This is a genomic window from Mongoliitalea daihaiensis, from assembly GCF_021596945.1.
GTDB classification, from domain to species: domain Bacteria; phylum Bacteroidota; class Bacteroidia; order Cytophagales; family Cyclobacteriaceae; genus Mongoliitalea; species Mongoliitalea daihaiensis.
This window is the reverse complement of record NZ_CP063779.1, coordinates 4086981-4113952: the sequence shown is the minus strand read 5'-3', so window position 1 is coordinate 4113952 and position 26972 is coordinate 4086981. Positions and strand designations below refer to the sequence as shown.

20 protein-coding genes and 1 other RNA gene are annotated in these 26972 nt (G+C 39.4%); 11 read left to right on the top strand and 10 right to left on the bottom strand.

Going from position 1 to position 26972, the window contains the following annotated elements; genetic code table 11:
• Positions 1-32 precede the first annotated feature (32 nt).
• Together purL and IPZ59_RS17420 are read left to right on the top strand one after the other, a co-directional pair.
• Positions 33-3716: a phosphoribosylformylglycinamidine synthase gene (purL, locus tag IPZ59_RS17425; protein ID WP_236139827.1), complete on the top strand. Its 3684-nt coding sequence runs from the start codon at positions 33-35 to the stop codon at positions 3714-3716.
• A gap of 222 nt (positions 3717-3938) precedes the next feature.
• The gene (locus tag IPZ59_RS17420) at positions 3939-4925 is read left to right on the top strand and encodes a GSCFA domain-containing protein (RefSeq protein WP_236137325.1); all 987 of its coding nucleotides are present in this window, start codon (positions 3939-3941) and stop codon (positions 4923-4925) included.
• A gap of 3 nt (positions 4926-4928) precedes the next feature.
• Here the strand turns inward: IPZ59_RS17420 and ffs are convergent.
• Positions 4929-5015: signal recognition particle sRNA small type (gene ffs, locus IPZ59_RS17415), an RNA gene on the bottom strand.
• Positions 5016-5221: 206 nt separating this feature from the next.
• On the opposite strand from ffs, the gene IPZ59_RS17410 reads away from it, so the two are divergent.
• The gene (locus IPZ59_RS17410) at positions 5222-5500 is read left to right on the top strand and encodes a hypothetical protein (protein ID WP_236137324.1); all 279 of its coding nucleotides are present in this window, start codon (positions 5222-5224) and stop codon (positions 5498-5500) included.
• A 90-nt stretch (positions 5501-5590) separates the two neighbouring features.
• On the opposite strand, the gene IPZ59_RS17405 is transcribed toward IPZ59_RS17410, so the two are convergent.
• Positions 5591-6424: an alpha/beta fold hydrolase gene (locus IPZ59_RS17405; protein ID WP_236137323.1), complete on the bottom strand. Its 834-nt coding sequence runs from the start codon at positions 6422-6424 to the stop codon at positions 5591-5593.
• Between the two features lie 138 nt (positions 6425-6562).
• Here IPZ59_RS17405 and IPZ59_RS17400 point away from each other — a divergent pair, with 138 nt between their 5' ends.
• The 4 genes from IPZ59_RS17400 to IPZ59_RS17385 all read left to right on the top strand — a co-directional run bounded on the left by IPZ59_RS17400 (position 6563) and on the right by IPZ59_RS17385 (position 12310).
• Positions 6563-8071 carry a sodium:solute symporter family transporter gene (locus IPZ59_RS17400; protein WP_236137322.1) on the top strand — a complete coding sequence of 503 codons (1509 nt, stop codon included), beginning with the start codon at positions 6563-6565 and terminating at the stop codon, positions 8069-8071.
• Positions 8068-8991, top strand: coding sequence for an alpha/beta fold hydrolase (locus IPZ59_RS17395; protein WP_236137321.1), 924 nt, complete (start codon positions 8068-8070; stop codon positions 8989-8991). Before IPZ59_RS17400 ends, IPZ59_RS17395 begins: the two co-directional genes overlap by 4 nt.
• A gap of 322 nt (positions 8992-9313) precedes the next feature.
• A complete protein-coding gene (locus IPZ59_RS17390) occupies positions 9314-11767 on the top strand; it encodes a TonB-dependent receptor (RefSeq protein WP_236137320.1) in 2454 nt (817 codons plus the stop codon).
• A 129-nt stretch (positions 11768-11896) separates the two neighbouring features.
• Positions 11897-12310 (top strand): hypothetical protein, encoded by a 414-nt coding sequence (locus tag IPZ59_RS17385; RefSeq protein WP_236137319.1) that lies wholly within the window; start codon positions 11897-11899, stop codon positions 12308-12310.
• Here IPZ59_RS17385 and IPZ59_RS17380 read toward each other — a convergent pair.
• The 8 genes from IPZ59_RS17380 to IPZ59_RS17345 all read right to left on the bottom strand — a co-directional run bounded on the left by IPZ59_RS17380 (position 12303) and on the right by IPZ59_RS17345 (position 22006).
• Positions 12303-13670: a GntP family permease gene (locus IPZ59_RS17380; RefSeq protein ID WP_236137318.1), complete on the bottom strand. Its 1368-nt coding sequence runs from the start codon at positions 13668-13670 to the stop codon at positions 12303-12305. The two genes, IPZ59_RS17385 and IPZ59_RS17380, sit on opposite strands and share 8 nt — an antisense overlap.
• Positions 13671-13678: 8 nt before the next feature.
• Positions 13679-14446, bottom strand: coding sequence for a 3-hydroxybutyrate dehydrogenase (locus tag IPZ59_RS17375; RefSeq protein WP_236137317.1), 768 nt, complete (start codon positions 14444-14446; stop codon positions 13679-13681).
• Between the two features lie 85 nt (positions 14447-14531).
• Entirely contained in the window at positions 14532-14843 is a 312-nt protein-coding gene (locus IPZ59_RS17370; RefSeq protein ID WP_236137316.1) for a rhodanese-like domain-containing protein, read from the bottom strand.
• Between the two features lies 1 nt (position 14844).
• Positions 14845-16674, bottom strand: coding sequence for a T9SS type A sorting domain-containing protein (locus tag IPZ59_RS17365; protein WP_236137315.1), 1830 nt, complete (start codon positions 16672-16674; stop codon positions 14845-14847).
• Positions 16674-17447, bottom strand: a complete 774-nt coding sequence (locus IPZ59_RS17360) for a PASTA domain-containing protein (protein WP_236137314.1) — start codon at positions 17445-17447, stop codon at positions 16674-16676. Before IPZ59_RS17360 ends, IPZ59_RS17365 begins: the two co-directional genes overlap by 1 nt.
• A gap of 151 nt (positions 17448-17598) precedes the next feature.
• Positions 17599-20649, bottom strand: coding sequence for a T9SS-dependent choice-of-anchor J family protein (locus IPZ59_RS17355; RefSeq protein ID WP_236137313.1), 3051 nt, complete (start codon positions 20647-20649; stop codon positions 17599-17601).
• An 11-nt stretch (positions 20650-20660) separates the two neighbouring features.
• Positions 20661-20909: a NifU family protein gene (locus tag IPZ59_RS17350; protein ID WP_236137312.1), complete on the bottom strand. Its 249-nt coding sequence runs from the start codon at positions 20907-20909 to the stop codon at positions 20661-20663.
• A 2-nt stretch (positions 20910-20911) separates the two neighbouring features.
• Positions 20912-22006 carry an Mrp/NBP35 family ATP-binding protein gene (locus tag IPZ59_RS17345; protein WP_236137311.1) on the bottom strand — a complete coding sequence of 365 codons (1095 nt, stop codon included), beginning with the start codon at positions 22004-22006 and terminating at the stop codon, positions 20912-20914.
• A gap of 173 nt (positions 22007-22179) precedes the next feature.
• Here IPZ59_RS17345 and dnaG point away from each other — a divergent pair, with 173 nt between their 5' ends.
• The 4 genes from dnaG (at position 22180) to surE (ending at position 26921) form a co-directional block, all read left to right on the top strand.
• Positions 22180-24123: a DNA primase gene (gene dnaG, locus IPZ59_RS17340; RefSeq protein ID WP_236137310.1), complete on the top strand. Its 1944-nt coding sequence runs from the start codon at positions 22180-22182 to the stop codon at positions 24121-24123.
• An 84-nt stretch (positions 24124-24207) separates the two neighbouring features.
• Positions 24208-25425: a bifunctional 3,4-dihydroxy-2-butanone-4-phosphate synthase/GTP cyclohydrolase II gene (locus tag IPZ59_RS17335; RefSeq protein WP_236137309.1), complete on the top strand. Its 1218-nt coding sequence runs from the start codon at positions 24208-24210 to the stop codon at positions 25423-25425.
• 79 nt (positions 25426-25504) lie between these two features.
• A complete protein-coding gene (locus IPZ59_RS17330; RefSeq protein WP_236137308.1) occupies positions 25505-26134 on the top strand; it encodes a hypothetical protein in 630 nt (209 codons plus the stop codon).
• A gap of 4 nt (positions 26135-26138) precedes the next feature.
• Positions 26139-26921, top strand: coding sequence for a 5'/3'-nucleotidase SurE (gene surE, locus IPZ59_RS17325; RefSeq protein WP_236137307.1), 783 nt, complete (start codon positions 26139-26141; stop codon positions 26919-26921).
• Positions 26922-26972: the final 51 nt, after the last annotated feature.

Genomic DNA, 26972 nt, shown 5'->3' with positions numbered 1-26972 from the left:
TGCCTTTCCAAAAAACAGCTCCTCATAATCGAATGATTTTCTTCTTTCAATCCCCAAACAATCTAGTCTACGCCGTACAATCGGCTCAACCCTTAGCGGCAGATGCACTTGAAAAATTATCTTGGCTATTGGGAAACGCAGCACTTTTGAGTGAAAATACGATCAATGGTCAATATCTAGGACCCAGAAAGGAGATGGTCACTCCTTGGTCTACCAATGCTGTCGAAATCACCCTGAATATGGGGATTTTAGGCATTCAACGGATGGAGGAATTTATGCCTCTCAATAGTGGCCAAAAAATTGACCCCATGCTTCAAAGGGTATATCAGGTGTTGGATCAAGAGATATTTGATGTGCATCTGAATCCTGAGCCGATCAAGTCTATCGAAGACATCGCAGCTTACAGTAAGCAAGAGGGATTGGCTTTAAGTGAAGAGGAAATAGATTATTTAAATGATGTAAGTAAGAGTTTAGGTAGGTTGTTGACGGATTCGGAAGTTTTTGGATTCAGTCAGGTGAATTCAGAGCACTGCCGGCATAAAATTTTCAATGGAAATTTTGTGATTGATGGAGAAGAAAAACCTTCTACACTTTTTCAATTGATCAAAGAAACTTCTAAAAGGCACCCTAACCGCATTGTCTCAGCCTATAAAGATAATGTCGCTTTTGTAGATGGCCCGACTATTCAGCAGTTTGCACCTAAAAGACAAGACGAAGCTGATTTTTTTGAAATTCATACTCTTGATTCAGTTATTTCTTTGAAAGCAGAAACACATAATTTCCCTACCACCGTAGAGCCTTTTAATGGTGCTGCTACAGGTTCTGGAGGTGAGATTCGGGATCGGATGGCTGGTGGTACAGCGTCTATTCCTTTAGCGGGTACCGCTGTTTATATGACTTCTTATGCCCGATCGGAAGAAGGCCGCTCTTGGGAGAAAAATTTACAGGAAAGAAAATGGTTGTATCAAACACCGCTTGATATCTTAATTAAGGCTTCCAATGGTGCTTCTGATTTTGGTAATAAGTTTGGGCAACCCTTGATTTGTGGCTCTTTGTTGACTTTTGAACACGAGGAGGGAAATAAAAATCATGGATTTGATAAAGTCATCATGCTTGCGGGAGGTGTGGGATTTACGAATAAGGCATATGCTAAGAAATCAGAGCCTTCCAAAGGGGATCAGATCGTGGTGATGGGAGGAGATAATTACCGCATTGGTATGGGGGGAGGAGCTGTTTCTTCCGTCAATACAGGTGAATTTAGCAATTCCATTGAATTGAATGCGATCCAACGTTCAAATCCTGAAATGCAAAAGCGTGTTTCAAATGTCATTCGAGCAATGGCAGAAAGCGCTGACAATCCTATTATTTCAATTCATGATCATGGAGCCGGTGGTCACTTGAATTGCCTTTCTGAATTGGTTGAATCTACTGGCGGGACAATATATGTGAACAAATTGCCCGTGGGTGATCCTACTTTGTCAGCCAAAGAAATTGTCGGGAATGAATCCCAGGAGCGAATGGGTTTAGTTGTCCACCCCAAGGATCTACCTACCTTGCAAAAGATTGCTGAGCGGGAACGTGCTCCATTTTACGTAGTTGGAGAAACTACCGGTGACATGCATTTCAAGTTTGAAAATTCCCAAACCGGTGAGAAGCCTATAGACTGGGATCTCGCATATATGTTTGGTAGCTCACCTAAAACCATTTTGGAGGATAGCACCCATGTTGCTTCATTTGAAAACGTTCCATATACAGTAGATCAGTTAAAATATTACATTCAGGAAGTACTTCAATTAGAAGCAGTCGCTTGCAAAGACTGGTTAACCAATAAAGTAGACCGTTCTGTAACGGGAAGAGTAGTCAAACAACAGACAGTAGGGGAGATCCAACTACCTCTTAACAATGTGGCGGTAATGGCATTGGATTTCACAGGTGCCAAGGGAATTGCTACATCCATAGGGCATGCCCCGGTAGCCGCATTAGCCAATCCTGAAGCTGGTTCTCGTTTAGCAATTGCTGAGGCAATGACTAATTTGGTTTGGGCCCCAATCGAACAAGGGCTGCAGGGAGTTTCCTTGTCGGCTAACTGGATGTGGCCTGCTAAAAATCCAGGGGAAAATGATCGGCTTTATAGGGCAGTTCAATCAATTTCAGATTTTGCGATTGCCTTAGGGATCAATATTCCTACTGGGAAAGATTCTCTTTCCATGACTCAGAAATATCCTGATGGAAAGACGGTTTATTCCCCAGGAACTGTGATTATTTCCACCGTTGCCGAATGTTCGGCTCCAGCGAAAACAGTTTCTCCTGACTTAAAGCCTATTGAGGGAACAAAAGTCTTTTACATTGATTTTTCAAAAGACAGTGCTAAACTAGGAGGTTCTAGTTTGGCACAAGTTCTAAATAAAATCGGGAATGAAACGCCAGATATTTTGGATCCTGCGTATTTTGGACAAGCCTTCATGGTAATCCAAAAGCTAATTGATGAAGGGCTGATCCTTGCCGGCCATGATATTTCCTCAGGAGGATTGATTACTACACTACTCGAAATGTGTTTTCCATCTAAGACGGTAGGTTTGCATGTAAAAACGGATAGATTGGCAAATGCTGATTTGGTCAAAGCATTATTTGCAGAAAACCCAGGGGTGTTGATTCAAGTTCAGGAGGTGGAAAAGGTACGTGCTTTGCTGGAAAATTACGGGATTCTTTACGTATCCTTGGCTGAAGTCACTTCTTCTGGGAAAGTCACCTTTTCGGATCTTTCACTTGAATTATCGGTTGAGGAAATGCGTGACAGTTGGTTTAAATCTTCCTACTTATTGGACAAGCATCAGAGTGGTGAACGGTTAGCCCTTGAGAGAAAACAAAATTACAAATTACAATCTTTATCTTATACATTTAGAGAAGACTGGGAGGGGACATTTGACGCCTACCGGTTGAATCCTTACAGGCGAACAGGTTCTGGGAAGTGTGCTGCCATCATCCGAGAAAAAGGAGTGAACGGAGATCGAGAAATGGCTTATTCCTTGTGGTTAGCAGGCTTTGACGTCAAAGATGTTCATATGACAGATTTGATTGCTGGTAGAGAAAATTTGGAAGATGTCCAAATGATTGTGTTTGTCGGAGGATTCTCTAACTCTGATGTGTTAGGTTCTGCAAAAGGCTGGGCTGGTGCATTTTTATATAACGAAAAAGCGAAAGCTGCCTTAGACAACTTCTATGCTAGGAAAGATACGCTCAGTTTAGGTGTGTGTAATGGATGTCAGCTGATGGTTGAATTGGGTCTAATTGCCAAAGAACATACTCAAAAGCCAAGAATGTTGCACAATGAAAGTCATAAATTTGAGTCTGCTTTTGTTAATGTAACTATTCCTGAAAATAAGACGATCATGTTACAGTCATTGGCAGGTCAGCGATTGGGTGTTTGGATTGCCCATGGAGAAGGTAAGTTTTATCTTCCTGAGGGCAAAGACGCCTACCATGTAGGAATGACCTATAGCTACGATGCCTATCCTGGTAATCCAAATGGATCAGATTATTCCGTGGCGGGAATTGCTTCCCAAGATGGCAGACACTTGGCAATTATGCCACATATTGAGCGCTCTATCAAGCCATGGAACTGGCCTCATTATCCTGCTGATCGTGCTACAGATGAAGTCACTCCATGGATAGAAGCATTTAAAAATGCATATAAATGGATTGAGAAAAACTCATAAGTAAATTTACCTAACCCCTTCCAAACGAAGGGGTTTATTTTTTCAACTCTTCATTGGCAAAGTTTGCAGGTTCAAAAAAGGCTAGATTAGGATTTACCATTACATACGATGAATCGTCAATAAAACAGGAAACCCGTCTTTTCATTATCTCCTTTCTCGTCTAATTTTTTGCTCATTACGGAATAAGCTTTTTGGATTGAGGCTTTCTTTCTATTTTTAGGCATGCAATTGACTACTACATTTCCTATCCCAGAAGCTCGGGTTAAAATCAATCATCAATCAGGTATATATGCGATTGGTTCATGTTTCTCAACAGTAATAGGTGATAAACTAGTAGAAAGGAAATTCCCGGTTTTAAACAATACTTTTGGGACACTTTTTAACCCAATTTCTATTGCCCGAGTGATGGAGGATGCTTTGCTGGAAATGCCTATCGATAAAAACTTGATTGTGGTGCGAGATGGGTTGTTTTTGTATTATGGCATGCATTCAGACGTTGTGGCCTATAGTCAGGATTCCTTGGAGCGGTTGATTTTAAAAAAACAACAGCAGACAAGAAAAGTATTGGAGCAAGCTTCTCATGTCTTGATTACACTAGGTACCGCATGGGTATATGAGTTTGGGAACGGGTCGGAAGTGGTTGCCAATTGCCATAAGCAACCGGCTCATTTATTTGAAAAAAGGCTGTTGCATCCGGATGAAATTCAAAAGGCTTTTACAAGCTTTCTAAATCTCCTCGTAGAAATCAACCCAAATGTTCAAGTGATTTTTACTGTCAGTCCAGTCAGACATACCAAAGATGGTATCCCTCAAAATCAGTTGAGTAAATCTGTACTTCGGTTGGCAGCAAATGATTTGGAAGAAACGTATGATTTTGTACATTATTTCCCAAGTTTTGAAATCATGATGGACGAATTGAGGGATTATCGCTTTTACAAAGATGACCTCATTCATCCTAGCCATCAGGCGGAAAGCTATATTTGGGAGCGTTTTAAGCAAACTTGGATAGACAAGCGATCATTTGATCTGATTGAAGAGTTTGAGGCAATTAAGCGCGATTTGATGCACAAACCATTTAATCCAGATAGCCCAGCTCATTTAAAGTTTTTAGATAATCTCCAAAAAAAACTAGAAAGGTATAGTCGGGATTTTGACTTTTCTAAAGAGCAAGATATGTTACGAAAGCAATTACAATATAGGGGGAAATAAAAAAAAGAAGCGGCATCGCACCGCTACAACTACCTACCCTTGCTTCCTTCCGGACCTGGGGGATTCAGCAGGAGCTGGTCGTGCCGCTAGGCCACAAAAGTAGACTAAAATTCTTTCTTGACAAATCATCTGATGAAAAATCTTACCGAAATGTTATAAGTTGCTTATTATCAACTTATAATTTTTTTGGCAGAATTTTTGCAACTAGTTAACTATTGCTATAAAAAGTTAGAAAAAATCTAGTAAAACATCTCTACTGTCGATAGTATTTGTATTGAAAATCAACTTATTAAGATATGAAAAAGTATTTGTGGATTGTTGTAGCCTCTTTGATCTTAAGCTCCTGTTTTGGTATTCGTCCTGAATTTCAGCAGGGAATGAACGAGCGAAAGTTCTTAAGACAAAATAAAGAAGCCGTATTGAGTGGAATTGATGGAAATATCAAGGTTTATAGAGTTCAAAGAGATGATCGGTTTTTTGTCTTGGCTACCTTTGAAAATGGGCAGCTGATAAAATTGGAAGAAAGAGAACTAACTCCTGTTTGGGGTCCTCCGATTCAAAATGACGAAAATTAAAAAATGTTCATGTTTTTTCTTTTACTTAACTATCTCTTAGGAGGTAGTTTTTTTTGGAATCAATATCCTGTCCTGAATGATTCCTTTAGACTAAATGCCTGATATGTTCTCAAATGCTTTGGCTTTGAGTGCTAATATATTTTTTAATGGGTCTATTGCTTCCAAATTCAGTGTATGTCCTACTTTTGGAAGGATAATCAATTCATTTTTTGGGATATGCTGAGCCATTTCCATTCCCATTTCTGGGGTACAAAGAATATCTTCTTCCCCATGTATAATGATGCAAGGAACTTTGCAATGGCTTAATTTCATCAAGTAATTCTCTGATTTTTCGGTTGCTTCCATCAACTTCAGTAGGTCAGAGGTTGCAGGACTCATATGCTGCTTTGATATTTTTAAAGTTTCCAAGGAGATAATGGGATTTTCAAAGAAGCTTTTTCCCAGTACAAAAGGAAGCATAATATCGAACATCAATTCATAATTTCCACATAAAAGAGCTTTTTTCCAACCCAAACCAATCGCATTGAAATACTCATTTTTTGCTGCAAATGTAGAAATTAAATAGGCTTGACTTATTTTTTCCGGATAGTCCACGATAAAACGTTGAGCTACAGCGCCACCATAGGAAATACCGGCCAAATGGTAGGTGGGGTATGCAAGTTTAGATAATAGATCATGAAGATCTTCTGCATGTTCCTCAAATGTTTTAAATTGGTCTGCACTGTCGCTTTCTCCCTGAAAAATCAGGTCGATAAGGATACATGTAAACTCTTCCCCAAAGTCTTTTTGAATAACTCCCAACCAAGCCTGGGTTGATTGAGATAAGCCATTCAAAAAGACAAAAGGAGGGTGTTTACTATCGGTATTTCCTCTGATTTCGTAATACATACGATGCCCAGAAGGTAGTTGATGATAGTGTTTCATATTTGCCTTTTGGTTGATAAAGCGCTAAATAAAAGAAAAATGTTTAAGTTTGTAAAATATTTCTTTCTGCACGGTATGTTGGGTTTAGTTGTTTTTTGGCAAAAAAAATTAAGATAAACCCCAATAACCCGTGGATGTATGAATGTTAGTAACTCTTTGAGCACAGCTGTTTTAGCCTTGGTACTTACCTATATGGCTGTGATTTTGATTTTTGTATTCCGAGGTGCTAAAAAAACAAAATCGATTAATGATTATGCGTTGGGAAATTTCTTGTTTTCCCCTACCGCTGTTGGACTAAGCTTGGCTGCTAGTATGACCTCAGCTGCCACTTTTATCATCAATCCTGGTTTTGTTGCCTACTATGGGCTGTCAGGGGTCATAGCTATGGCAGTAGTGCTGCCCATAGCTGCTTTGGGCTCCTTGATTATCTTGACTAAAGGTTTTAGAAAAGCTGGCCAAACAGTCAAAGCACTTACGATGGCTCAATGGATTGGAAACATGTATAAGAGTAAGAAGTTTTCGCTATTTTTTGCATTTCTTTCACTTTTACTCATCACATTCATTGTACTGATTTGTGTAGGGTTGACAAAAGTGTTGTCAGCTTCTTTGCAAGTGGACGAAATTTGGATGAGTCTTCTGCTTATTGGGTTTATTTTTGGTTACATGATGTTTGGGGGTGCCAATTCTATGGTTTATACCAACATGGTACAAGCTATCCTGATGGTTACAGTAGCGATTATCTTGCTGGGTTCTGGGTTTGAACATTTTTCTTCCGGTGTATATGGTTTTTTAGATCAACTGACTGCGATTGACCCGCTTTTAGGAGATTGGAAAAATGAACAAAGTCCCTTATTTAGAGACTTTTTTGAAATCGTCATTTGCCAATTAATTGTTGGTGTGGCTATCGTATGTCAACCTCATATTATTACTAAATCCTTGCTTTTGAAAAGTGAATCGCATGTTAATAAGTTTCTTTGGGTAGCAGTTTTGACGGAAATCCTGTTTTTTTCAGTGGTTTTGGTGGGTTTATATGTCCGAATTCTGAATCCTGAATTAATGGATGAAGGTAAAGTAATCCCTGTAGATAATGTGGTCACTTGGTACGTGGTCAATCACTTCCCTGTGTATATGGGATTGATACTCATACTAGGGCTGATTTCAGCAGGGTTGAGCACATTGGAAGGACTGATTCAATCCTTATCCATTACCATTACCTCCGATATCGTACATCCCTTAGCAGGGAAACTAGTGAATATGGATAAGAATGGTATTTTCATCAATAAGATTGTAATTGTCCTATTGGCAGTGGTCAGTTTTATCCTAACCAAAGATCAATTGCTTAACCCTAACCTTTCGGTTGGGATCTTTGCTCAAAACGGGGTTTACGCCTATTTTTCCGCAGCTTTCTTTCCTGTCTTGTATGGTACGTTTCGAAAAGAAACGCCTGTCTTTGCTGCCTTTGGTGCATCACTGACAGCTGTAGCGGTACATTTTTCGGTTTATTATATTCCGTTGACCTCATATATGCAAGGTCCTGTCAAAAACCCAGGTATAGCTGCTGCATTGGCTATAGTGTCTTCTGTGGTTATAGGAAATTTATTGATATTGGTAGATAAAAAATTAAAAGCTAATCAACAACAGCCATGAAAAAAGAGACATGCTTCCTAGTATTACTTATGATGTGGGCTTCCTCATTGATGGGACAAAATGAATTTGAAGGGATTCCCTATCCTTTCCCTGTAAAAAAATTAACCTTATCGACTGGGGATACAATGGCCTATATGGATGAGGGTTCAGGAGAGGTGTTGGTTTTTATTCACGGTTTGGGTAGCTATGGACCAGCTTGGGAAAAAAATATTGCAGGTTTACGGAATAATTTTCGCTGCATAGTAGTGGATTTGATAGGCTATGGTAAGTCTTCCAAGACAGAAGAGACCTATTTACTTACTGATCAATCTGCATTTGTTCAGGATTTGATGCAGCAACTAGAAGTTAAAGGATACCACTTAGTAGGCCATTCGATGGGAGGTCAAATTGCTATCCATCATGCACATACTTTTCCCGAATATGTTAAATCATTGATTTTAGTAGCTCCAGCAGGAATCGAAACTTTTTCAGAACAACAAAAAGGTTTTTTTGAGATGATTACACCTACTGCAATAGCAGCTGCTTCAGATACAGAAATTGAGGTAAATCTGAAGAAGAACTTTTATTCTTTTCCTTCGGATGCCCAATTTATGATAGATGATAGAATAGCAATAAAACAGGATCCTCAGTTTAAGTACTACAGCAGTATGGTGGTCAATGGCATTCGCGGGATGGTCAGACAACCTGTTGCGGAAATCTTGCCTGTTTTGAAAGTTCCTACCTTGGTAATTTATGGAGAACAGGATGAACTTATTCCCAATAAATTATTGAATCCAGAGCTCTCAACCATTTCTGTAGCAGAAAGTGCAGGCAAACTCATACCACAAGCTACTATTGAACTGATCTCTCAAGCAGGACATATGCTCATGTTTGAGCGCTCCGAGGTAGTCAATCGTTTGATTCGTGATTTTATAGAATGAGGCTCCAAATTGGGTTTCAATTCAAGATTCGGGGTTCTGATAGGAGTCCCGAATTTTTTTTTATTTTTTTTTTAACCATTTTTTCGACCCTTAAAATATTGAAATTCTAAGATGGGGTATTTTTATTTGGGTATTTTCAAGAGCTATGTATATGATTATCAATGAAATATAACTGATTTTTTTTGCTCTTAAATATGGATTCAAATTGCATTATTTTAAATCAATATTTTGTAAAAAATGAAAACGCATATATAATATTTTGTTGTTATTGTTTTTTATGTAAGTTTACAAACGCCAAAAAACAATTAAACCCAATTTATCGATGAATAGAAAATTTACCATGATGCTGGGCATCCTGCTGCTGAGTGTTCAGTTTGCATTCGCTCAAAAATTCTCCATCACAGCAAAAGTGGTGGATGCAGACACTAAAGAATCCTTGATCGGTGTCAATGCAATCTTAGAAGGTACAGGTCTTGGAGCTGCTTCTGATTTGGATGGGAATATTAGAATTCCTTCTGTTAACGAAGGTTCTTATACCTTGCGTTTTTCTTTTTTAGGCTATGAGACGATAACGAGGAAAATAACACTTACCGGAGATTTAGATCTTGGGACTATTTCCATGGGAAGCTCTTCGATATTAGGCCGTGAAGTTGTGGTTTCAGCTACAAGAAAGCCTGAGCGATTAACGGATGCACCCGCTTCCATTGGAGTCATTACATCCAAAGATTTGGATCGTCTACCTTCCTTTAACGTGGGTGAAATGCTTTTCAAAATCCAAGGAATTGAAGTAGTCCGTTCGGGTGTAATAGGTATTGGGATCAATGCTAGAGGCTTTAATTCCGCTTTCAATGTGCGTATGCTTCAGTTAAATGATGGCAGAAATGGGATGCTTCCAGGTGGTACAGGTTTACCAGCTGGATTTTATAATACCATCATCAAGGAAGATATTGATCGAGTGGAGGTTATTCTTGGACCTGTTTCTGCATTGTACGGACCTAATGCTCACGCTGGTGTAGTCAATACCATTACAAAAGATCCTAGAACTTCAGAGGGGACTACGGTTGCCTTAGGTGTTGGAAATCAGGGAGTGTTTTCAAGTAGATTGAGACATGCCAATGCTATTTCAGATAAATTTGCATATAAAGTGAACTTTGAGTACACGGAGGGCCGTGATTTTGAGTTTATCGATACGGTTTATGTGGGAGCAGTAGGAATACCAGAATTAGACCCAGACTTTAATTTTAAAGCGATTAGAGGGGGAGCTGCAGTGTATTATACTCCAAAAGCAGGGCATGATATAATTTTGGACTATGGAGTCGGGCAAGGTTCCAATATAGGGGTGACAAATTTGGGTAGAAACCAAATTGATGGTTGGACATTTAGCTATTTACAGGCAAGGTATGTTTCTCCACGCATTTTTGCCCAACTGACCAATACATGGAATAATGCAGGCAACACCTTTCAGATCAATGGAAGAACTGTAAACTATAGAAATTTACTGGCATTGGGCAATAGTCCAGAAGAAGCAAGGAGAAAGTCCTTGTTGCCTGTTGCTGAGGGTGGTTTGGGTTTTCCTGGATTTAAAGATGAATCCTCTCGATTGAATGCAGAAGTTCAGTACAATAACAATGTAGGTAAATTAAGCTACGTGTTGGCTGGTAGTTATCAGCGTGATGTTGCCAATAGCTTGGGTACTTATTTATTCGATATCGATGGTGATATCATCATTTCACAAGTTGGAGCAGTGGCACAAGCAGATTACGAATTGACCAACAAATTGAAGTTTGTAGGTGCTGTTCGTGTGGATAAGCATGATTACTATGACTTGCAGGTAAGTCCACGATTTGCACTGACGCAAGCGGTTGGTGACGGTAGTTTCCGCTTGAGCTATGGAAGAGCATATGCAGCTCCATCTATTCAGTTTCTGGAATTCTTGTTCCCAATAGCCGGTGTAAATGGTGCGATCATTGGCTCTGGCCAAGGCTTGACCTTGGAAAATCTAGCCACAGGTGCCAGAAGAACCATCGATCCATTGCAGCCAGAGGATAATAGAACATGGGAGATAGGTTATAAAGGAACACCGGCTAAAAATTTCTATTTTGATGGAACATTTTGGTATGGCAATACCAGGAACTTTATTAGTCCAGCACTCAATCTGTTTTTAGGTGGAGAACGAATTGTTGAAAGAGGAGGACAGCCGATTCCAGCTAATCTGAGTGGGATCAATTTGACTTATTTGAATTTTGGAGAAGTGACCAACTGGGGTGCTGATTTAGGCTTCAATTACTTGATCAATAAAAATTTCACTTTTGGGGCTAAGTATTCCTATTTCGGTTCTGATATTACCGACGAAGGTAAATTCGATGGTGATCCTAACTTGTCTTTGCTTCCACCTGCTTCAAGAGAAGCCTTGCAAGTACTAAATGCGCCTGCGCATAGAGCCAATTTTAACTTCTCAGGATTGAACCTTATCAATAACAAGCTTAACGCTTCTGTAAATGTACGTTGGTTACCTGAATATGATTTCAGATCAGGAAATCAAATCGCCACTGCTGCAGGTGCTAACTCTAGAGTTGCTCCATTCCTATATAATTATGGTCCTTTGGGAGGCTTTACTACTGTAGATATTTCTGCGGGCTATGCCTTTAGTGAAATGATTACAGTAGGCGGAGGTATTTCCAATCTATTCAATGCAGAACAACGGGAGTTTGTAGGTTCTCCGATTATCGGTAGACTCTATTCCTTGGAACTGAAATTTAACTTCAATAAGAAGTAACGATAATAACCTGTCCTAATGATTCCATTAAACCCTTTACTTTCTGAGTGAAGGGTTTATTTATTTCCACAGATTGTTTTTTATATGGGATGAGGTATATATTTTTAGCAATATATTTGGACAGAAACTATGCAAATCATTTTTGAACAGCCGTTGGTGAAAATCTTTCACGATGAAGATCGGGAGAGTATACGATTTGTATGGAAGGGTAAAATCCCTATGGACATCTATCAAGAGGCGTTAAACTTTGGCTTGGATTATATGATTCAGCATGATATCAAGCGAATCTTTGTCGATCAGCGGGAAATTCAGCCTTTAACCGACGCTCAACAGAAATGGTTATACAAGGTTTGGTTTCCTGTTTTATTTGAGCGTCTGGGAGAGAATATCCGCATGGCAATTCTGCCATCAGCAGTGACCTTCAGAGCAATTTCAAGTAAAAGCATCGCCAAAAAATTGATAGATAAGCACCATAAAATGAAAATTGAATATCATCCCACCGAGAAGTTGGCCAATGACTTTTTGCTTGGGAAACTTACATGATAGATACTGAAAGTATCATGATGAATAGTGTAGATACTGGAATAATCAGGGTTGTAATTGCTATGTCAAGGTAGCTTTGTCGGTGTGTCAGGCCACAGATCATCAATAGGGTAATGACAGCTCCATTATGTGGTAAGCTATCCAGTCCACTGCTAGCCATAGAGGCTACTCGATGCATTAATTCGAGACTAACTCCCTCCCGAACCATGATTTCATAATAAGTACTGCCCAAAGTTTCTAAGGCAATTGCCAGACCTCCGGAGGCAGAACCTGTAATACCCGCAAGCAAATTGATAGCAAGTGCTGCACTTAGTAAAGGAATTTCTTGAAAGGTGTGGAGAACGTAATTTTTGATCATTTCAAAGCCTGCCAGCGCAGCAATAGTGCTACCATAACCAACTTCTGTAGCTGTATTGAAAACAGGCATCAGGCTCGCTTGAATGCCCTGCTGAAGATCGTCTTTCAGTTTTGGGAGCTGTTTAAAATGAAGGAGAATTAAAAGTCCGATGGCCAGTAACATAGCTAAAATAATGGACCAAATTCCCTTTACACTATCAAGAGTGGCATTTCCAAAAGCTGGATTTTGTAAAAAATCGGCATCCCACTTTGGAATAACGAGTTGAGAAAACAGAAAATTTAAGCTGATTAAAAAAAGAATTGGCACTAGGGACTTCCAAAAAGGGGGGACTGATGCATAGTGATGACCGTTGTCTTCTTCAAAGCCATAACCCAAACCTTGCTTTTGGGCTGTTTGGCTCCTGTATTGTAGCCAAGTAACTCCAAGGCTAGCAATAATTAAACTCCCGATTAAACCGAAAAGAGGAGCTGCAAATGCATCCGTTTGAAAATATGGGATAGGAATGATGTTATGTATTTGTACAGTTCCTGGTAGAGCTGTCATTGAAAAAGTAAAGGACCCTAGAGCAATTGTGCCAGGGATGAGTCGCTTTGGAATGTTGGCTTCCTGAAACAAAGACTTAGCCATCGGGAAAATTCCAAAAGCCACGATAAAAATACTTACACCGCCGTAGGTTAGAAGTGCACAAGATGCAACTACTGCGATGATCGCATGTTTTTCACCTAGTCGAGCGATGATTTCACGGGAAATAGAGCGGGCGGCACCTGTTGCATCCATTAACTTACCGAAAATCGCTCCTAATAAAAAGATAGGAAAGTACTTGATTATGAAATTGCCAAGCCCTTTCATAAATACCTCTGAATAGAAAGCCAGAGCACCTTTCTCTCCACTGATCATTACCGCAAGTACTGCTAGCAAAGGAGCGATTAATATGACCGGATATCCACGGTATGCCAACACCATCAAGAGTACTAAAGAACTAATAATTGCAATTATTTCCATAGACGAATTTATTGGGAAGTCCAACCTCCCTCCATCGGTAGACTAACGCCCGTCATAGTACTTGAGTTTTCCGATGCGAGAAATAGTGCCAGTGCAGCGAGGTCCTCGATGGGGATAAAGGATTTGATAGCTTGCTTTTTCAACATGACCTTTTCTATAACCTCTTCTTCTGTCATGTGATGTGCGTTGGCTTGATCAGCTATTTGACCTTCTACCAAAGGGGTCCGTACATAACCTGGACAAATAGCATTGCAAGTGATTCCATAAGGAGCACCCTCTAAAGCCAATACTTTGGTTAATCCGGTCACACCGTGTTTGGCAGCGACATATGCAGCCTTGAATTCACTGGCCCTTAGACCGTGAGCGGATGTGATATTGATGATTCTTCCAAACCCTTGGGATTTCATGCCTTTCCAAACTGCCTTGGAAGCATAGTATACGGAAGATAAATTTACACCAACAATGGCTTCCCATTTGTTGTCTGGAAAATCTTCAATAGGTGAAACATATTGGATTCCTGCATTATTTATCAATACTTGAATGGGACCTAACTTTTCTTCCGCAAGGGCTATCATTTGATATATTTCGTCAGGATAGAGGAGATTGGCTGCGCTAAAAATACATGTGGTACCAAATTCCTTTTCAATGCCTAACGCAATCAGGTGTCCTTCTTTTTCTAAGCCATTGATTAAAAGGTTGTAACCTTTACTGGCAAAATGTTTGGCAATGCCCAAACCTATACCACTGCTGCCACCGGTAATAATTGCATTTTTCATGATTTTTGGGTTTACGTGTTTCCAATAACCTGTCCTTTCATTGGAATGATGACCCCATTAAACCCTAAGAGGAAGGTTGATATAATCAACCCTCCTCTTCTTCCATAGCACGGTAGGCCATGATGCCCCCTAAAAGATTTCTAACGTTCGTAAAACCTTTGGAGACCATAAAATTTTTGGCATTTCCACTTCTTGCACCAGATCGGCACTGCAGTACAATTTCCTTATCTTTGAAAGATTCGAAATCTTCCAAAGCAAAAGGAAACTCTCCCAGAGGAATATTTTTTGCACCTAAATTATCTTCTTCATATTCCCACTCTTCCCTTACATCAATAAACAGAAATTCCTCTCCTGCGTTAAGTTTGTCTTTTAATTCTTCGACGGTTATATCTTGCATGTTATTGTACTAAAATTCGTTTGGTTTCTACGATATTATTATGGAAAATATTGACTAAATAGATTCCTTTCATCATTCCCTCAAAGTTAATTATTTTCAATTCCCCATCTACCGTTTGAGGGAGATTTAATAATCTTCCAAATGGATCAAAGACCTGAATAGTATCTACTTTGCCATCAATGTGAAGCTTGGATGATACTGGGTTGGGATAGACTTGAGGGCTTGGTGAAAGTTCTGCCTGTTCCTCGATAATCGGAAACTCACTCATATGAGCTCGAATCATGAGAGAGCCTTCCACGATCGTGTTTTGTTGCCAAGATCCACTGACATTAAAGAAAATTTCTCTTCCATTATCAAAAGATTTATCGAGGCCTACATGTATAAACTCATTGGTAAATTGTGCAAAACCTACAAAAAAAATGTCATCCACCAAGATGTTTTCCTCAAATTCAAAATAACTAAATTCGTTTATTTCGTCAGAAGCAGGGATGAATACTTCTTGTACAAAAAGAGGTTGCTGATTGAGATTATTCCATACCATCAAGTCAAGTACTCTCCCGGATTGTGCAAAATTTGTGAAGTTTATACTGATACCTTTGACATAAGCAGGTTCACTGACTTCAAATCGATTAGCCAGCATACCTGATCGTTGATTGATTCCAGCAGAATAATCCACCATTCCATCATCATAGGCAAAAAAATCCCGAATCTGGATAACTGTCCGTACGGTATCATTAACACGAAGGTCTACGGTATTGTATCGAATTGTATCGCCATTGACTATTTGGAAAAGAAATTCATCTCCTGTACTTAGGTAGGTCAGTAATTCCAAATCGGTTTCTGCTGTTATGCGAGGAGCCAAACCGATCTCATTACTTTGAATCCTTCTACGTTCAAATGCAAGCGGTACCGGATTAATCGGTGTATTGGTATTAATCGCCTGTACCAATTCTCCGGTTTCCCTGTTATTTAAGGCTACCGTAAACTCCATCGGGGAGAAGAGATTATTCAAGTTATTGAATTCATTGGTAGTTCTATTCCAGAGTTCATTACCTCTTCGTTGGTATTCAAAAAATGGAAGGGCTGAATATTTCTCTAGAGGGCGTCGGTTGGTTTCTGTAAGTGCCCGATCTCTTCTCGCTATATCATTCGAATTCCGAAATTGATTTAAATAAACGTAGTCTATGAGCCAAGAATCAAAGGGACCTGAAAGCCTGCCTCTGCTGCTGAATCGAAATTGAAAGTTTTCGTGCTGAAAATCAGGTGTTACTTGAATTAATTCTTGAGTAAAGAATAATTGGTTGGGGAGTAGTTCACCACGTTGACTCCAAACTTCTATCCATTCTCCCAATTCGTTCAAAAATTGAAGGCTCAGCTCATCATTGAAATCTGGCATTTCTGCTTTCCCTCCTGGTTGCCAATAAAAACTCAGAAAAACAGTACCGCTTTGCGTGGAAGAAATGTTGGATAAATTGATAGGTCGAGATGTAATTCGATCTGCAAATCCCTGTTCGAGTAAATTGAAAGAGTAGGGCGCCCCACGCTCGTCCACTCCATCCAATAGTAATACACCAATGGTAGGTGCTGCATTAGCAACCGTGAAACTTTGGGTAGCACCTTCATTGATCCATTTATTGTTGTCGATATTGCCACCAGAAAAATCATCCCAAAAAGGAAGTGCAAGCGCCTCTTCCAATACACGTTGATTGGAAACTAATGGTTTTTTATGTTGAGGAATAGGAGTGGGTAATTGCTGAAACTGTCCGAATGTAGCAAAGCTTATCGACAGTAACAGAAATATTAACCCAATGTGTTTCCTCAATGTCTTCATTAATTATTAGAAAATCGTTTTATCTCTGAAATCCAAACATCAATAGGTTCCCCTGTACGCACTTCTGATCCAGCTGGGGGCATTTGGCGAATGATAATCCCGTCGGGCACACTATCTGTCTCAATATAGTTTATTTTTCCAAACCGTAGACCTGATCCAATAATTAAAAATTCAGCATCGGTTTCGTCCATCCCAACAATTCCCGGAACTTCCAGTATCTGATTTCCTAACCCGTCACCGACTACCAAGTCAATTTGCGAACCTTTAGGGATTTCAAAACCTTCATTGATATTTCTACCTCTAAATTTTTGTTCCAAGACCACATTCTCCCCGATGTCGGGTACATACACAATCTCTCCGCGAATTAAGCCAATATTCGATAAAATCTCTTGCGCATTTTTTAAAGGAGTGTTTACCAAATTTGGCATTCGAATCATGGGTGCATTTTTAGAATTCAAGGTCAAGTATATTTTACGACCTTTTTTTACCTGATTACCCGGTCTAGGGTTTTGTTGTAAAACAGTAAATGGTTTCAATTCAGCATTGAAGCCACTATCAATGGTGATTTCGTAACTAAGATCACGATCTGCCAAAAACCTACCAGCTTCTAAGTAGTCGTATCCTTCTAAATTTGGTACGCTAACAGTTTCACCGTGATTAGTATAGCTGGGAAGAAAAACTTTCAAGAATAGAAATGCCAGAACAATAGTTAACCCTACAATAATCGAAAAATGAATAAGGATTTTCTTGGTGGCTGCCTTGATTTTACTCATGGAATTTTATTTTGAATTAGTAACGAATACAGACTTTTGAAAGTGTATAGATTTAAGCAAATCTATGGATTTTATCACAAATCAAAGGCCAAAAATAAAGAAAAGGCTGGTCTTAAGAGTAGACCAGCCTTTAATACTTTGAACCATCCCCCTAGTGTATGTACAACTTTTTGGTTTCGGTGATGGTTGGACTACTTATTTGTATAATAAACAAACCTTTAGACAACATTTTGGTGGTAAAGGTATACGTTTGGTTTAAGGTATTAGGATAATCTACATCATGCACCAATGCTCCAGTTGGAGAAATCATCTTGATATTGATAGTTTCAAAATTACGTAAATTGAAAGCAATGTTGAATTGATCTCTTGCTGGATTTGGATAAAGAATGGAATTTCCTAACCCCGGATCCACTGGTTCTGGGTTAGCAGAAATAAACAACTCTGCATTGTTGAGGTAGATGGGCCCATCTTCTGGATTAATACCATCCATCACGATGGCTACTCTCGTGGTCGTTTTACCCCTTCCAGCAAAATCGCTTAAGTTTATAAAAGTTCTTGCAAAGTCACTTTGATTATTTGGATTCGGTTCTCCAGTCGTTACTGTACTGATTTCACTTCCTCTTAAGGATAAAACTTCGCTGTATGTACCACCTCCATTTTCACTGGCAAGGACACGAAGTCTTGCCGTGGCAGGCATAGGGCCAGCTGCACGGTCAAAGAATATGGATGCCTGCGGACTTTTATTGAGCTCAAATATAGGCGTGCCTAGCCAAAAGGAGTTCCCCTGTTCAGTGGCTTGTACCCTGACTACATTACTGTTGGGTGCATTTTGTACCGGTGTAAGTGTCCAAGCAGCTCTATTGTTTTCTGGATTAATAGTAACCCAAGGACTGAGAGAAACAATATTATTGAAATTTTGCCTCCATGGAGTCCGCTGTGTTTCTGTATCAAATACCACAAACCGAGATAAATTCGTGGAATTTCCAGGGTTTTGATCAAAACTAGGATTGTCAATGGTAAATTGAAAATTGTTGACACCTCCAAGCGTTGTTTTTGGTAGATTTAAAAGAGCACTTCCTCCTGGGGCGATTTGACCACGGAACAGGAAAGAATTTTGTGGTGTATTACCATATCTTCTACGTAAAATAAAACCAGTGACTGGTAGATTCCCTGTATTGGTAATTTCAATTTGTTCGTTCTCGTAATTATTGTTCGATATAGGAGCAGGTGTCACCAAATTTGGTATTTCTACCCGATAGCGGAAAGTCTCTTCTGTCAATATTTGAATGTCTTGAAGAAAGATATTATTTCCAAATCCATTTTGGTTGATAAAAGCAATTCTAACATTACCCAAGTCAGCAAAAGGCGCAAGATTTACGATTTCTGTTCTGAATTGAGCGTCTGAGTTTGCTATAAACTCATCTAAAATCGGATTAACTGTTTGTAAAAATTGGACATTTTTTGCGTAAGGTGCATCAATGATGGAAAATGTATTTCCACAATCCGTAGATAAGGCCACATAAAGTGCATCTGAGAAGCCAGGAGCATTAAATGGTGCATGAGCCATTCTGAACACTAACTGGGCATTCGGAGACTCGGCAAGGTTAATCTGTGGAGAAATTAAGAAGTCGAGCTGACCATTGGCATCGTACTCATAGTTCCTGACGCGGAGTAATTGTCTATTGCTACCATCAATAAATTGATTGTTGACAACCTCCCAAGTGAAACTATCATCTGGGTTACGGACAACCCAAGAGTTCCCCACATCTTCCATTCTTAAATTATAGGGAAGTGATATTTGTCCTTGTAAGACGGGAGAAGAAGTTAAGCTATTGTTGCTAGGGTCTGAATCTTGCTGTCCATTGACAAGTAGAATAGTTGCTTCAAATAGATTTCCAGTACCTGCTAGTTGTAATGAGTTGAATTGGAGTGTGTCAAAGTCTCCAGTAGCTAAATCTAAACTAAATGTTCTACTCTCAACTACCTGATTATTTAATTTAATTTCTACTTGTGCACTGCTTACAGTGTTGCTTCCTGTATTTAAAATCACCAATCGAGGTAAAGTAACAGGGTCACAGATAAAGTCTTGGGGCTCAATAATAGCACGTAGAGATAAGTCATTTTCAAGTAATTCTGGTTCTAGTGTAGCACGGCTGTTTACAAGACTTGCTCTCCTTGGGCTATTTTCCAAAACAATATTCATTCGCTCGGATTGACCTTGTGTAAATAGATTCATACATATGTCGGTCGTATAATCCATGTAATTTTCAACCATATCTCGGGTATCGCAAGTGATCCGTGGATTGAGTGTTCTACAGATATTGTTAGGACCATCTTGAAGCGGCGTATCTGTCACAAAATCATCTACTGAACAATCACCGTCTCCCCAAATATGCCTTAAGCCAAGAAAGTGTCCTACTTCATGGGTAGCAGTTCTGCCGCGTGAACTAGAAACAGTATTAAACCCTGTTCCAAAATAACGAAAGTCGACTGTGATACCATCTAATTCCCTGATTCCTGGAGGAAAATTAAGTCCAGGTAGGTTAGAAATGGGAAAAACAGCATAACCAATGACGGGAGAGGCTAGCTGAACTACCCAAATATTAAGATACTCCTCTGGTGGCCAAGATGAAATTTGACTGATAAGAGAAGCATCATTGGGCGAATAGGTAGTTTGAGGACCCTGCACTCGGATAATCCCAGTGGTAGGAAGTCCATTGGGATCCTGTTTGGCAAGTACAAACTCTATACCTGTATCGGCAGCTACTGGCTGGAACTGTCCTGGTGTTTGATTTCTATCTTCATTTTGTCTTCTGAAATCTTCATTCAACGTTCGAATCTGTGATTCTATTTGGCCGAAGGGAATATTCGCACCTACCCCCTCCGCAGTACCACTATGAATGACGTGTACTACAACAGGTATTTTTTTTATTTGATTTTGCGTGCGAAGTGATTCTAGATTATTGTCTCTCAGCTCTTTTTTTTCTTGGAGCCAAGATTCAAAATACTCCTTACTTCCATACACACCCAATTTTTCTTCTAAAAGGGCTTCCATATACTTGTGACCACATTGCTCATCATGTACATGTTGAAATGCTTTGCCAAAAAATGCTTGAGAATAAGTTAAATTGCTGAAAGCAAAGAAAACTAAAAAGAGAAATACCCTTTTCAAGTAATTTAGGGGAGTTTTTGTTTGGGACATTCGGTATTAAATTAGGCTACTTCTACTTTTACAGCTTCAACTTTTAGGATTTCTGGCACGGATTTTTTGACTGCCTCCTCTACACCAGCTTTCAATGTCATAGCAGACATTGGACATGAACTGCACGTGCCTGTTAACTCCAAACGCAAAGTCATTTCTTCTGTAACGTCCACAATTTTGACATTTCCACCATCGGCCTCTAAATAGGGCCTGATAGTATCTAATGCTGCTTCAACTTTTTCCAACAATGATGTATTCATTTCTATATTTTTACCTGTACAACTTCAGTTTTTGATTTTTCAGCATTTCTGATAGCAATTTGTCGAGCAACTGCTTCTGCCAATTGCATGAAGGCATCTTGGGTCACGCCTTTCTTCAATACAGCTGGATAACCAGTATCTCCACTTTCGCGAATACTTTGAACAATTGGCACTTCTCCTAGGAATGGAACATCAAACTTTTCAGCCAATTTTCTACCTCCATCCTTTCCAAAGATATAATACTTATTATCTGGTAATTCTTCGGGCGTAAAATAAGCCATATTTTCAATAACACCTAAGACAGGGACATTAATTTGAGGCTGTTTAAACATGCTCAAACCCTTAATGGCATCTGCAAGTGCTACTTTTTGAGGAGTAGTCACTATTACTGCCCCAGTCACAGGAACAGTTTGCACCATTGTTAAATGAATATCAGATGTTCCTGGAGGTAGATCAATCAATAAATAGTCTAACTCACCCCATTCAACATCTCCAATAAATTGCTTCAAGGCAGAGCTTGCCATTGGCCCTCTCCATACTACTGCTGCGTCGGCTGGAGTAAGGAAACCGATACTCATTAATTTAACTCCGTATTGCTCTATCGGTATAATGGTATTTTTACCATCGACCTGTGTGACCATTGGCTGTTCAGCTTCTACATTGAACATGGTAGGGATAGAAGGCCCTGAGATGTCTGCATCGATCAAACCTACTTTAGCACCGGTAGTGGCTAGTGCTACGGCAAGATTTGCAGCAGTGGTGGATTTACCGACCCCACCTTTTCCTGATGCAATGGCAATGATGTTTTTGACCTGTGGAAGCATCGGTGCGTCCGATCGGGCTGTGGTTACATTCGATGTCATTTCAATTTGCAAGTCGATGTCTTCTCCTAAATCAGCGTTTAAGACTTCAATGCAATTGTTTTTTATTACTTCTTTGAGTGGACAGGCAGGGGTAGTGAGTACAACTTTAAACTTGATAGTGTTTCCTGTAATTTCTAATCCCTGAATCATCCCCAAGGTAACTAGATCTTTTTTCAAATCAGGATCATCGACTTTGCTAAGGGACTGTAGTACTTGCTCTTGACTGATAGCCATAATTAATTGTAAATTTTACGTGCAAATTAGTTCATAAATAAGCCAAATAAAAACCTTTATAGAAGGATTTTATTCTTTAAGTCAAACTTACGGCAACTACAAATAGTTTCACTTCTTCACCTAGGCTTTCAAATAAAGATTGTCTTCTTATCTTTGATTTTTATTCCATGCCCATGGCGATTAGTAAGCAGACCACAGAAAAAGTAAGGGAACGTGCAGACATTGAAGATGTCGTAGGGGATTATGTGCCTTTGAAAAAGAAGGGGCAGAACCTCTGGGCCTGTTGTCCTTTTCATAATGAGAAATCGCCTTCTTTTTCCGTTTCACCGGCTAAGCAAATATATAAGTGCTTTGGTTGCGGCAAAGCGGGAGACCCTATACAGTTTGTCATGGATATAGAGGGGGTGGGATTTAATGAAGCCATCAAGCATTTAGCGCAAAAATACGGGATAGAAATAGAAGAGGAACGTCAACTTAGCCCAGAGGCGGTGATTGCCCATAATGAGCGGGAGAGTTTGTACATTGTGTTGAATTTTGCTAAAGAATTTTTTGCCAACAACTTACAAACGGAAGAGGGGAAATCAATAGGATTATCTTATTTTAAAGAGCGAGGTTTTACTCAAGCGATCGTTGATAAGTTTGATCTAGGATATGCACTAGATGCATGGGATAAGTTTTTAATAGCAGCGGAAGCGGCTGGTCACACGAAAGAAATTTTATTAAAAGCAGGATTAATCCTGCAAAAAGAAGGAGATGCTTCACGGTTTTATGATCGATTTCGTGGAAGAGTCACATTTACCATCCATAATTTAGGAGGGAAGCCTATTGGTTTTGGCGCAAGAATCCTGACTAATGATAAAAAGCAACCCAAATACATTAACTCCCCCGAAACAGAGGTTTATCATAAAAGTGATATTCTGTACGGGATCTATCAGGCAAAAAAATCTATCCGAGAAAAGGACAACTGTTATTTGGTAGAGGGATATACTGATGTGATCAGTTTACATTTGGCAGGGATAGAAAATGTGGTGGCATCTTCGGGTACCTCACTCACTGAAAACCAAATAAAACTCATCAAACGTTTTAGTGATAACATCACTGTTTTGTACGATGGGGATGCAGCAGGAATCAAAGCTTCCCTTCGAGGGATCGATATGATCTTGGAAGGAGGATTGAATGTAAAGGCAGTGGCCTTTCCTGATGGGGAAGACCCTGATTCTTATGCTAGAAAAGTAGGGAGCTCAGCTTTTGTTCAGTATTTGGATGAGCATTCCGTGGATTTTCTTTCCTTTCAAATTGGATTATATGCCGAAGAAGCAGCAAAAGATCCAATCAAGTATGCGGATCTAGTCAAACAAGTGGTTCAAAGTCTTTCTAAAATTCCGGATCCAATTATTCGCTCTGTTTTTGTAAAGAAATCTTCTAGCTTACTGGAAATCGAAGAAGATATTTTGGTTTCGGAGCTCAATAAGATTTTATTAAAATCTCAAAAGGATCAGTTTTTTAAAGATAAGCGTGCAGAAGAAGAGGCTCCTACGGCTTTAGAAACCTTACTTCCTAGCCCCAAAGAGGAGACTAGTAATTTTCGCTTGATTCAGCTCCAAGAGCGGGAAATGCTGAGACTATTAGTAAATTATGGTTTCGAAATGGTCTCCGAAGAGTTGAGTGTATGTGAGTACTTGCTTCAGGAAACGGAGGAGTTAACCTTTGAAACACCTGTGTTCAATAAAATTCTCGAAATCTTTAAAGATGCGTTGAAGCAAGGTTTGTTGCCACAGCCTAGTTACTTTTTGTCTACTGAGGATGTAGATATCAAGCGGGAGGTCATTAATTTGATTACACCCAAATATGAATTATCAACGCTGTGGGAATCTCGTTTTCAGATTTTCACAACACATGAAGCAGACGATCTTGCCAAAACTGTGTACGATAATATTCTGCATCTAAAGAAAAAGGTAATCAGAAAGATGTTGGATGAAGCAAGAGATCAAATCAAAAAAGCTGAGTTGAATAAGGAATCAGCTGATTTGGTGTCTGAAAAAATCAGCGTGTACATGGAATTGAAGAGCTATCAAGTAGCAATCGATAAACAATTAGGTATTGTAATATCTTTTTGAACAAAACTTTAATTGGTTTTTGGCGGTTTTGCTCATAAAACCTAGTAATTTTACGGGTACAAACCCAGATATACAAAAAAAAATATGTCTCAAGAATTCAAATTAGACAGCATTGAGGACGCAATTGTAGCGATCAAGAATGGAGAAGTAATCATAGTGGTAGATGATGAGGATAGGGAAAATGAAGGTGACTTTGTATGCGCTGCTGAAACGGTGACCCCTGAGATTATCAATTTTATGGCCACTCATGGGAGGGGATTGATATGTGCTCCATTAATTGAAGACAGATGTGATCAACTTGGGCTGCAGTTAATGGTTGGAACTAATACTGCGGCATATGAAACGCCGTTTACAGTCTCTGTGGATTTGATTGGTCATGGCTGTACTACAGGTATTTCTGCCAGTGATAGAGCCAAAACTATCCGAGCATTGGTGGATGATAGTATACACCCAGATGAATTGGGTAAGCCGGGACATATTTTTCCTTTAAAAGCCAAAAGAGGAGGTGTTTTAAGAAGAGCTGGGCATACAGAGGCAGCAATAGATTTAGCTCGATTGTCTGGTTTTTCTGCGGCAGGTGTTTTGGTAGAAATCATGAATGAGGATGGCACTATGGCCCGCCTTCCGGATTTGGTGAAGGTTGCTGAAAAATTCAACTTGAAGCTAATTTCGATCAAAGATTTGATTTCGTATCGACTGAAAAATGAATCTTTAATAAAACGCGAAATCGGTGTTGATATGCCGACGGCCTATGGTGATTTTGATTTGATTGCATTTAGGCAAACGAATACCGATGATATGCATTTGGCATTGATTAAAGGAACTTGGGAAAAAGATGAACCTGTGATGGTACGCGTTCATTCTTCCTGTATAACAGGTGATATTTTCGGTTCGTGTAGATGTGATTGTGGGCCTCAACTTCACAGAGCACTTGAGATGGTAGAAAAAGAAGGTAAAGGTGTGGTGCTCTACATGAATCAAGAGGGGAGGGGTATCGGCTTATTGAATAAATTAAAAGCGTACAAGCTTCAAGAACAGGGAATGGACACTGTTCAGGCTAACTTAGCTCTTGGATTTCCAATGGATAGTCGCGACTATGGGGTGGGAGCTCAGATTTTGCGTGATTTAGGGGTCTGCAAAATCCGGTTAATTACCAATAATCCAACCAAGAGGGTTGGTTTGATCGGGTATAATTTGGAGATAATTGAGCAGCTACCAATTGAGATCGAGCCAAACGAGCATAATTCCAAATATTTGGAAACCAAGCGTGATAAAATGGGCCATAGCATCTTAAAAAAATAAAAAGAACGCATTCATTTCATTTTAAAAATCAACATAATTAGCAAAGGTTCGTTATCTTTAGTATAAATCGATGATAATTATGAGATACGTACTTTCATTATTCATTCTGCTCATCAGCTTCGAGACGATAGCTCAATCTGGAGTTTTTCCTTCTCAGGTATGGCATAAGGGGCAAATTGTCACAACCAATGGACAAGTGTACCAAGGTCAAGTAAAGTATGATCTGGAAAACAATCTAGTTCAACTACAAACCAATAGTATAGATACCTTCGGGGCATCCAATGTTTCTCAATTTGAAATTTTCGATGAACAGTATGGTGGAATCCGCACCTTCTATACCTTGCCTTTTCCATTGTCGGGAGATTATGATACGCCGGTGTTCTTTGAAATTCTGACGGAAGGCGATAACATTGTTTTGCTGTGTCGCGAGCACATTGTGGCTGACAATCGTGGTATGGGTGCTTGGGGTGGAATGCCAATGAATCCTATGTGGGGTCCTCAAATGGGAGGAGCTTATAAACTGGCTTTTAGTTACTATTTTATCAAAGACGGAAAAATCATAAAATATGCCCAAAAGAAAAAAGAGTTATTGGATGTTTTAGGAGACCGATCGGATGAAGTAGAACTATTTATGAGGAAAAACAGACTTTCTCACGACAAGAGGGGAGACCTTCTTCGAATTACTGCATATTACAATCAGATACGATAATTTTATGAATAATAGACCATTGATTTTGGTTTCAAACGATGATGGTATTACCTCCAAGGGAATCCGTGTATTGGTAAATGTAATGAAAAAATTGGGGGATGTAGTGGTTGTAGCACCTGACAGCCCTCAATCAGGTATGGGACATGCCATTACCATTGGTGAAACCCTCCGCATTTATGATGAGGATATTTTTGAGGGGGTGGAAGCATATAAATGTAGCGGAACACCTGCGGATTGTGTTAAACTGGCTAAGCATTATGTGCTAAAAGATAAAAAGCCTGATTTGGTTGTATCTGGAATTAACCATGGAAGCAATACGTCAATTTCTGTCTTGTACTCAGGTACTATGTCAGCGGCTATAGAAGGTGCACTTGAAGGACTCCCCTCTATAGGATTCAGTCTATGCGATTATTCTTCCAAAGCAGATTTTTCTCATGTAGAAGAATATGTTTATAAAATAGCCGAGCAAGTGCTTACTAATGGCTTGGCCAAAGGTGTAGCTTTGAACGTCAATTTTCCGCCAAAAAGAAATGAGGCGATAAAGGGAGTAAAGGTTTGTCGACAGGCTCATGCCAAATGGGAGGAGGAATTTCAGGAGCGTTTTGATCCAAATGGAAGAAAATATTTCTGGATGGCTGGCAATTTTGTGAATTTTGATAAAGGTGAAGATAACGATGAATGGGCAATTGCTAATAATTATGTGTCAATAGTGCCATGTCAATATGATTTGACAGCTCATTACGCTATCAATCAATTAAATACAGATTGGGATTGGGATAATTTATAAAACCAATCCCAACCTTTTACATAAGGTTAATTTAAGACCAAGTAAAAAACA

Bases quoted from the DNA above. Each gene is read 5' to 3' on its own strand.
- purL (WP_236139827.1), top strand. From the start codon at position 33: ATGATTTTCTTCTTTCAATCCCCAAACAATCTAGTCTACGCCGTACAA.
- IPZ59_RS17420 (WP_236137325.1), top strand. From the start codon at position 3,939: ATGCAATTGACTACTACATTTCCTATCCCAGAAGCTCGGGTTAAAATC.
- IPZ59_RS17410 (WP_236137324.1), top strand. From the start codon at position 5,222: ATGAAAAAGTATTTGTGGATTGTTGTAGCCTCTTTGATCTTAAGCTCC.
- IPZ59_RS17405 (WP_236137323.1), bottom strand. From the start codon at position 6,424: ATGAAACACTATCATCAACTACCTTCTGGGCATCGTATGTATTACGAA.
- IPZ59_RS17400 (WP_236137322.1), top strand. From the start codon at position 6,563: ATGAATGTTAGTAACTCTTTGAGCACAGCTGTTTTAGCCTTGGTACTT.
- IPZ59_RS17395 (WP_236137321.1), top strand. From the start codon at position 8,068: ATGAAAAAAGAGACATGCTTCCTAGTATTACTTATGATGTGGGCTTCC.
- IPZ59_RS17390 (WP_236137320.1), top strand. From the start codon at position 9,314: ATGAATAGAAAATTTACCATGATGCTGGGCATCCTGCTGCTGAGTGTT.
- IPZ59_RS17385 (WP_236137319.1), top strand. From the start codon at position 11,897: ATGCAAATCATTTTTGAACAGCCGTTGGTGAAAATCTTTCACGATGAA.
- IPZ59_RS17380 (WP_236137318.1), bottom strand. From the start codon at position 13,670: ATGGAAATAATTGCAATTATTAGTTCTTTAGTACTCTTGATGGTGTTG.
- IPZ59_RS17375 (WP_236137317.1), bottom strand. From the start codon at position 14,446: ATGAAAAATGCAATTATTACCGGTGGCAGCAGTGGTATAGGTTTGGGC.
- IPZ59_RS17370 (WP_236137316.1), bottom strand. From the start codon at position 14,843: ATGCAAGATATAACCGTCGAAGAATTAAAAGACAAACTTAACGCAGGA.
- IPZ59_RS17365 (WP_236137315.1), bottom strand. From the start codon at position 16,674: ATGAAGACATTGAGGAAACACATTGGGTTAATATTTCTGTTACTGTCG.
- IPZ59_RS17360 (WP_236137314.1), bottom strand. From the start codon at position 17,447: ATGAGTAAAATCAAGGCAGCCACCAAGAAAATCCTTATTCATTTTTCG.
- IPZ59_RS17355 (WP_236137313.1), bottom strand. From the start codon at position 20,649: ATGTCCCAAACAAAAACTCCCCTAAATTACTTGAAAAGGGTATTTCTC.
- IPZ59_RS17350 (WP_236137312.1), bottom strand. From the start codon at position 20,909: ATGAATACATCATTGTTGGAAAAAGTTGAAGCAGCATTAGATACTATC.
- IPZ59_RS17345 (WP_236137311.1), bottom strand. From the start codon at position 22,006: ATGGCTATCAGTCAAGAGCAAGTACTACAGTCCCTTAGCAAAGTCGAT.
- dnaG (WP_236137310.1), top strand. From the start codon at position 22,180: ATGGCGATTAGTAAGCAGACCACAGAAAAAGTAAGGGAACGTGCAGAC.
- IPZ59_RS17335 (WP_236137309.1), top strand. From the start codon at position 24,208: ATGTCTCAAGAATTCAAATTAGACAGCATTGAGGACGCAATTGTAGCG.
- IPZ59_RS17330 (WP_236137308.1), top strand. From the start codon at position 25,505: ATGAGATACGTACTTTCATTATTCATTCTGCTCATCAGCTTCGAGACG.
- surE (WP_236137307.1), top strand. From the start codon at position 26,139: ATGAATAATAGACCATTGATTTTGGTTTCAAACGATGATGGTATTACC.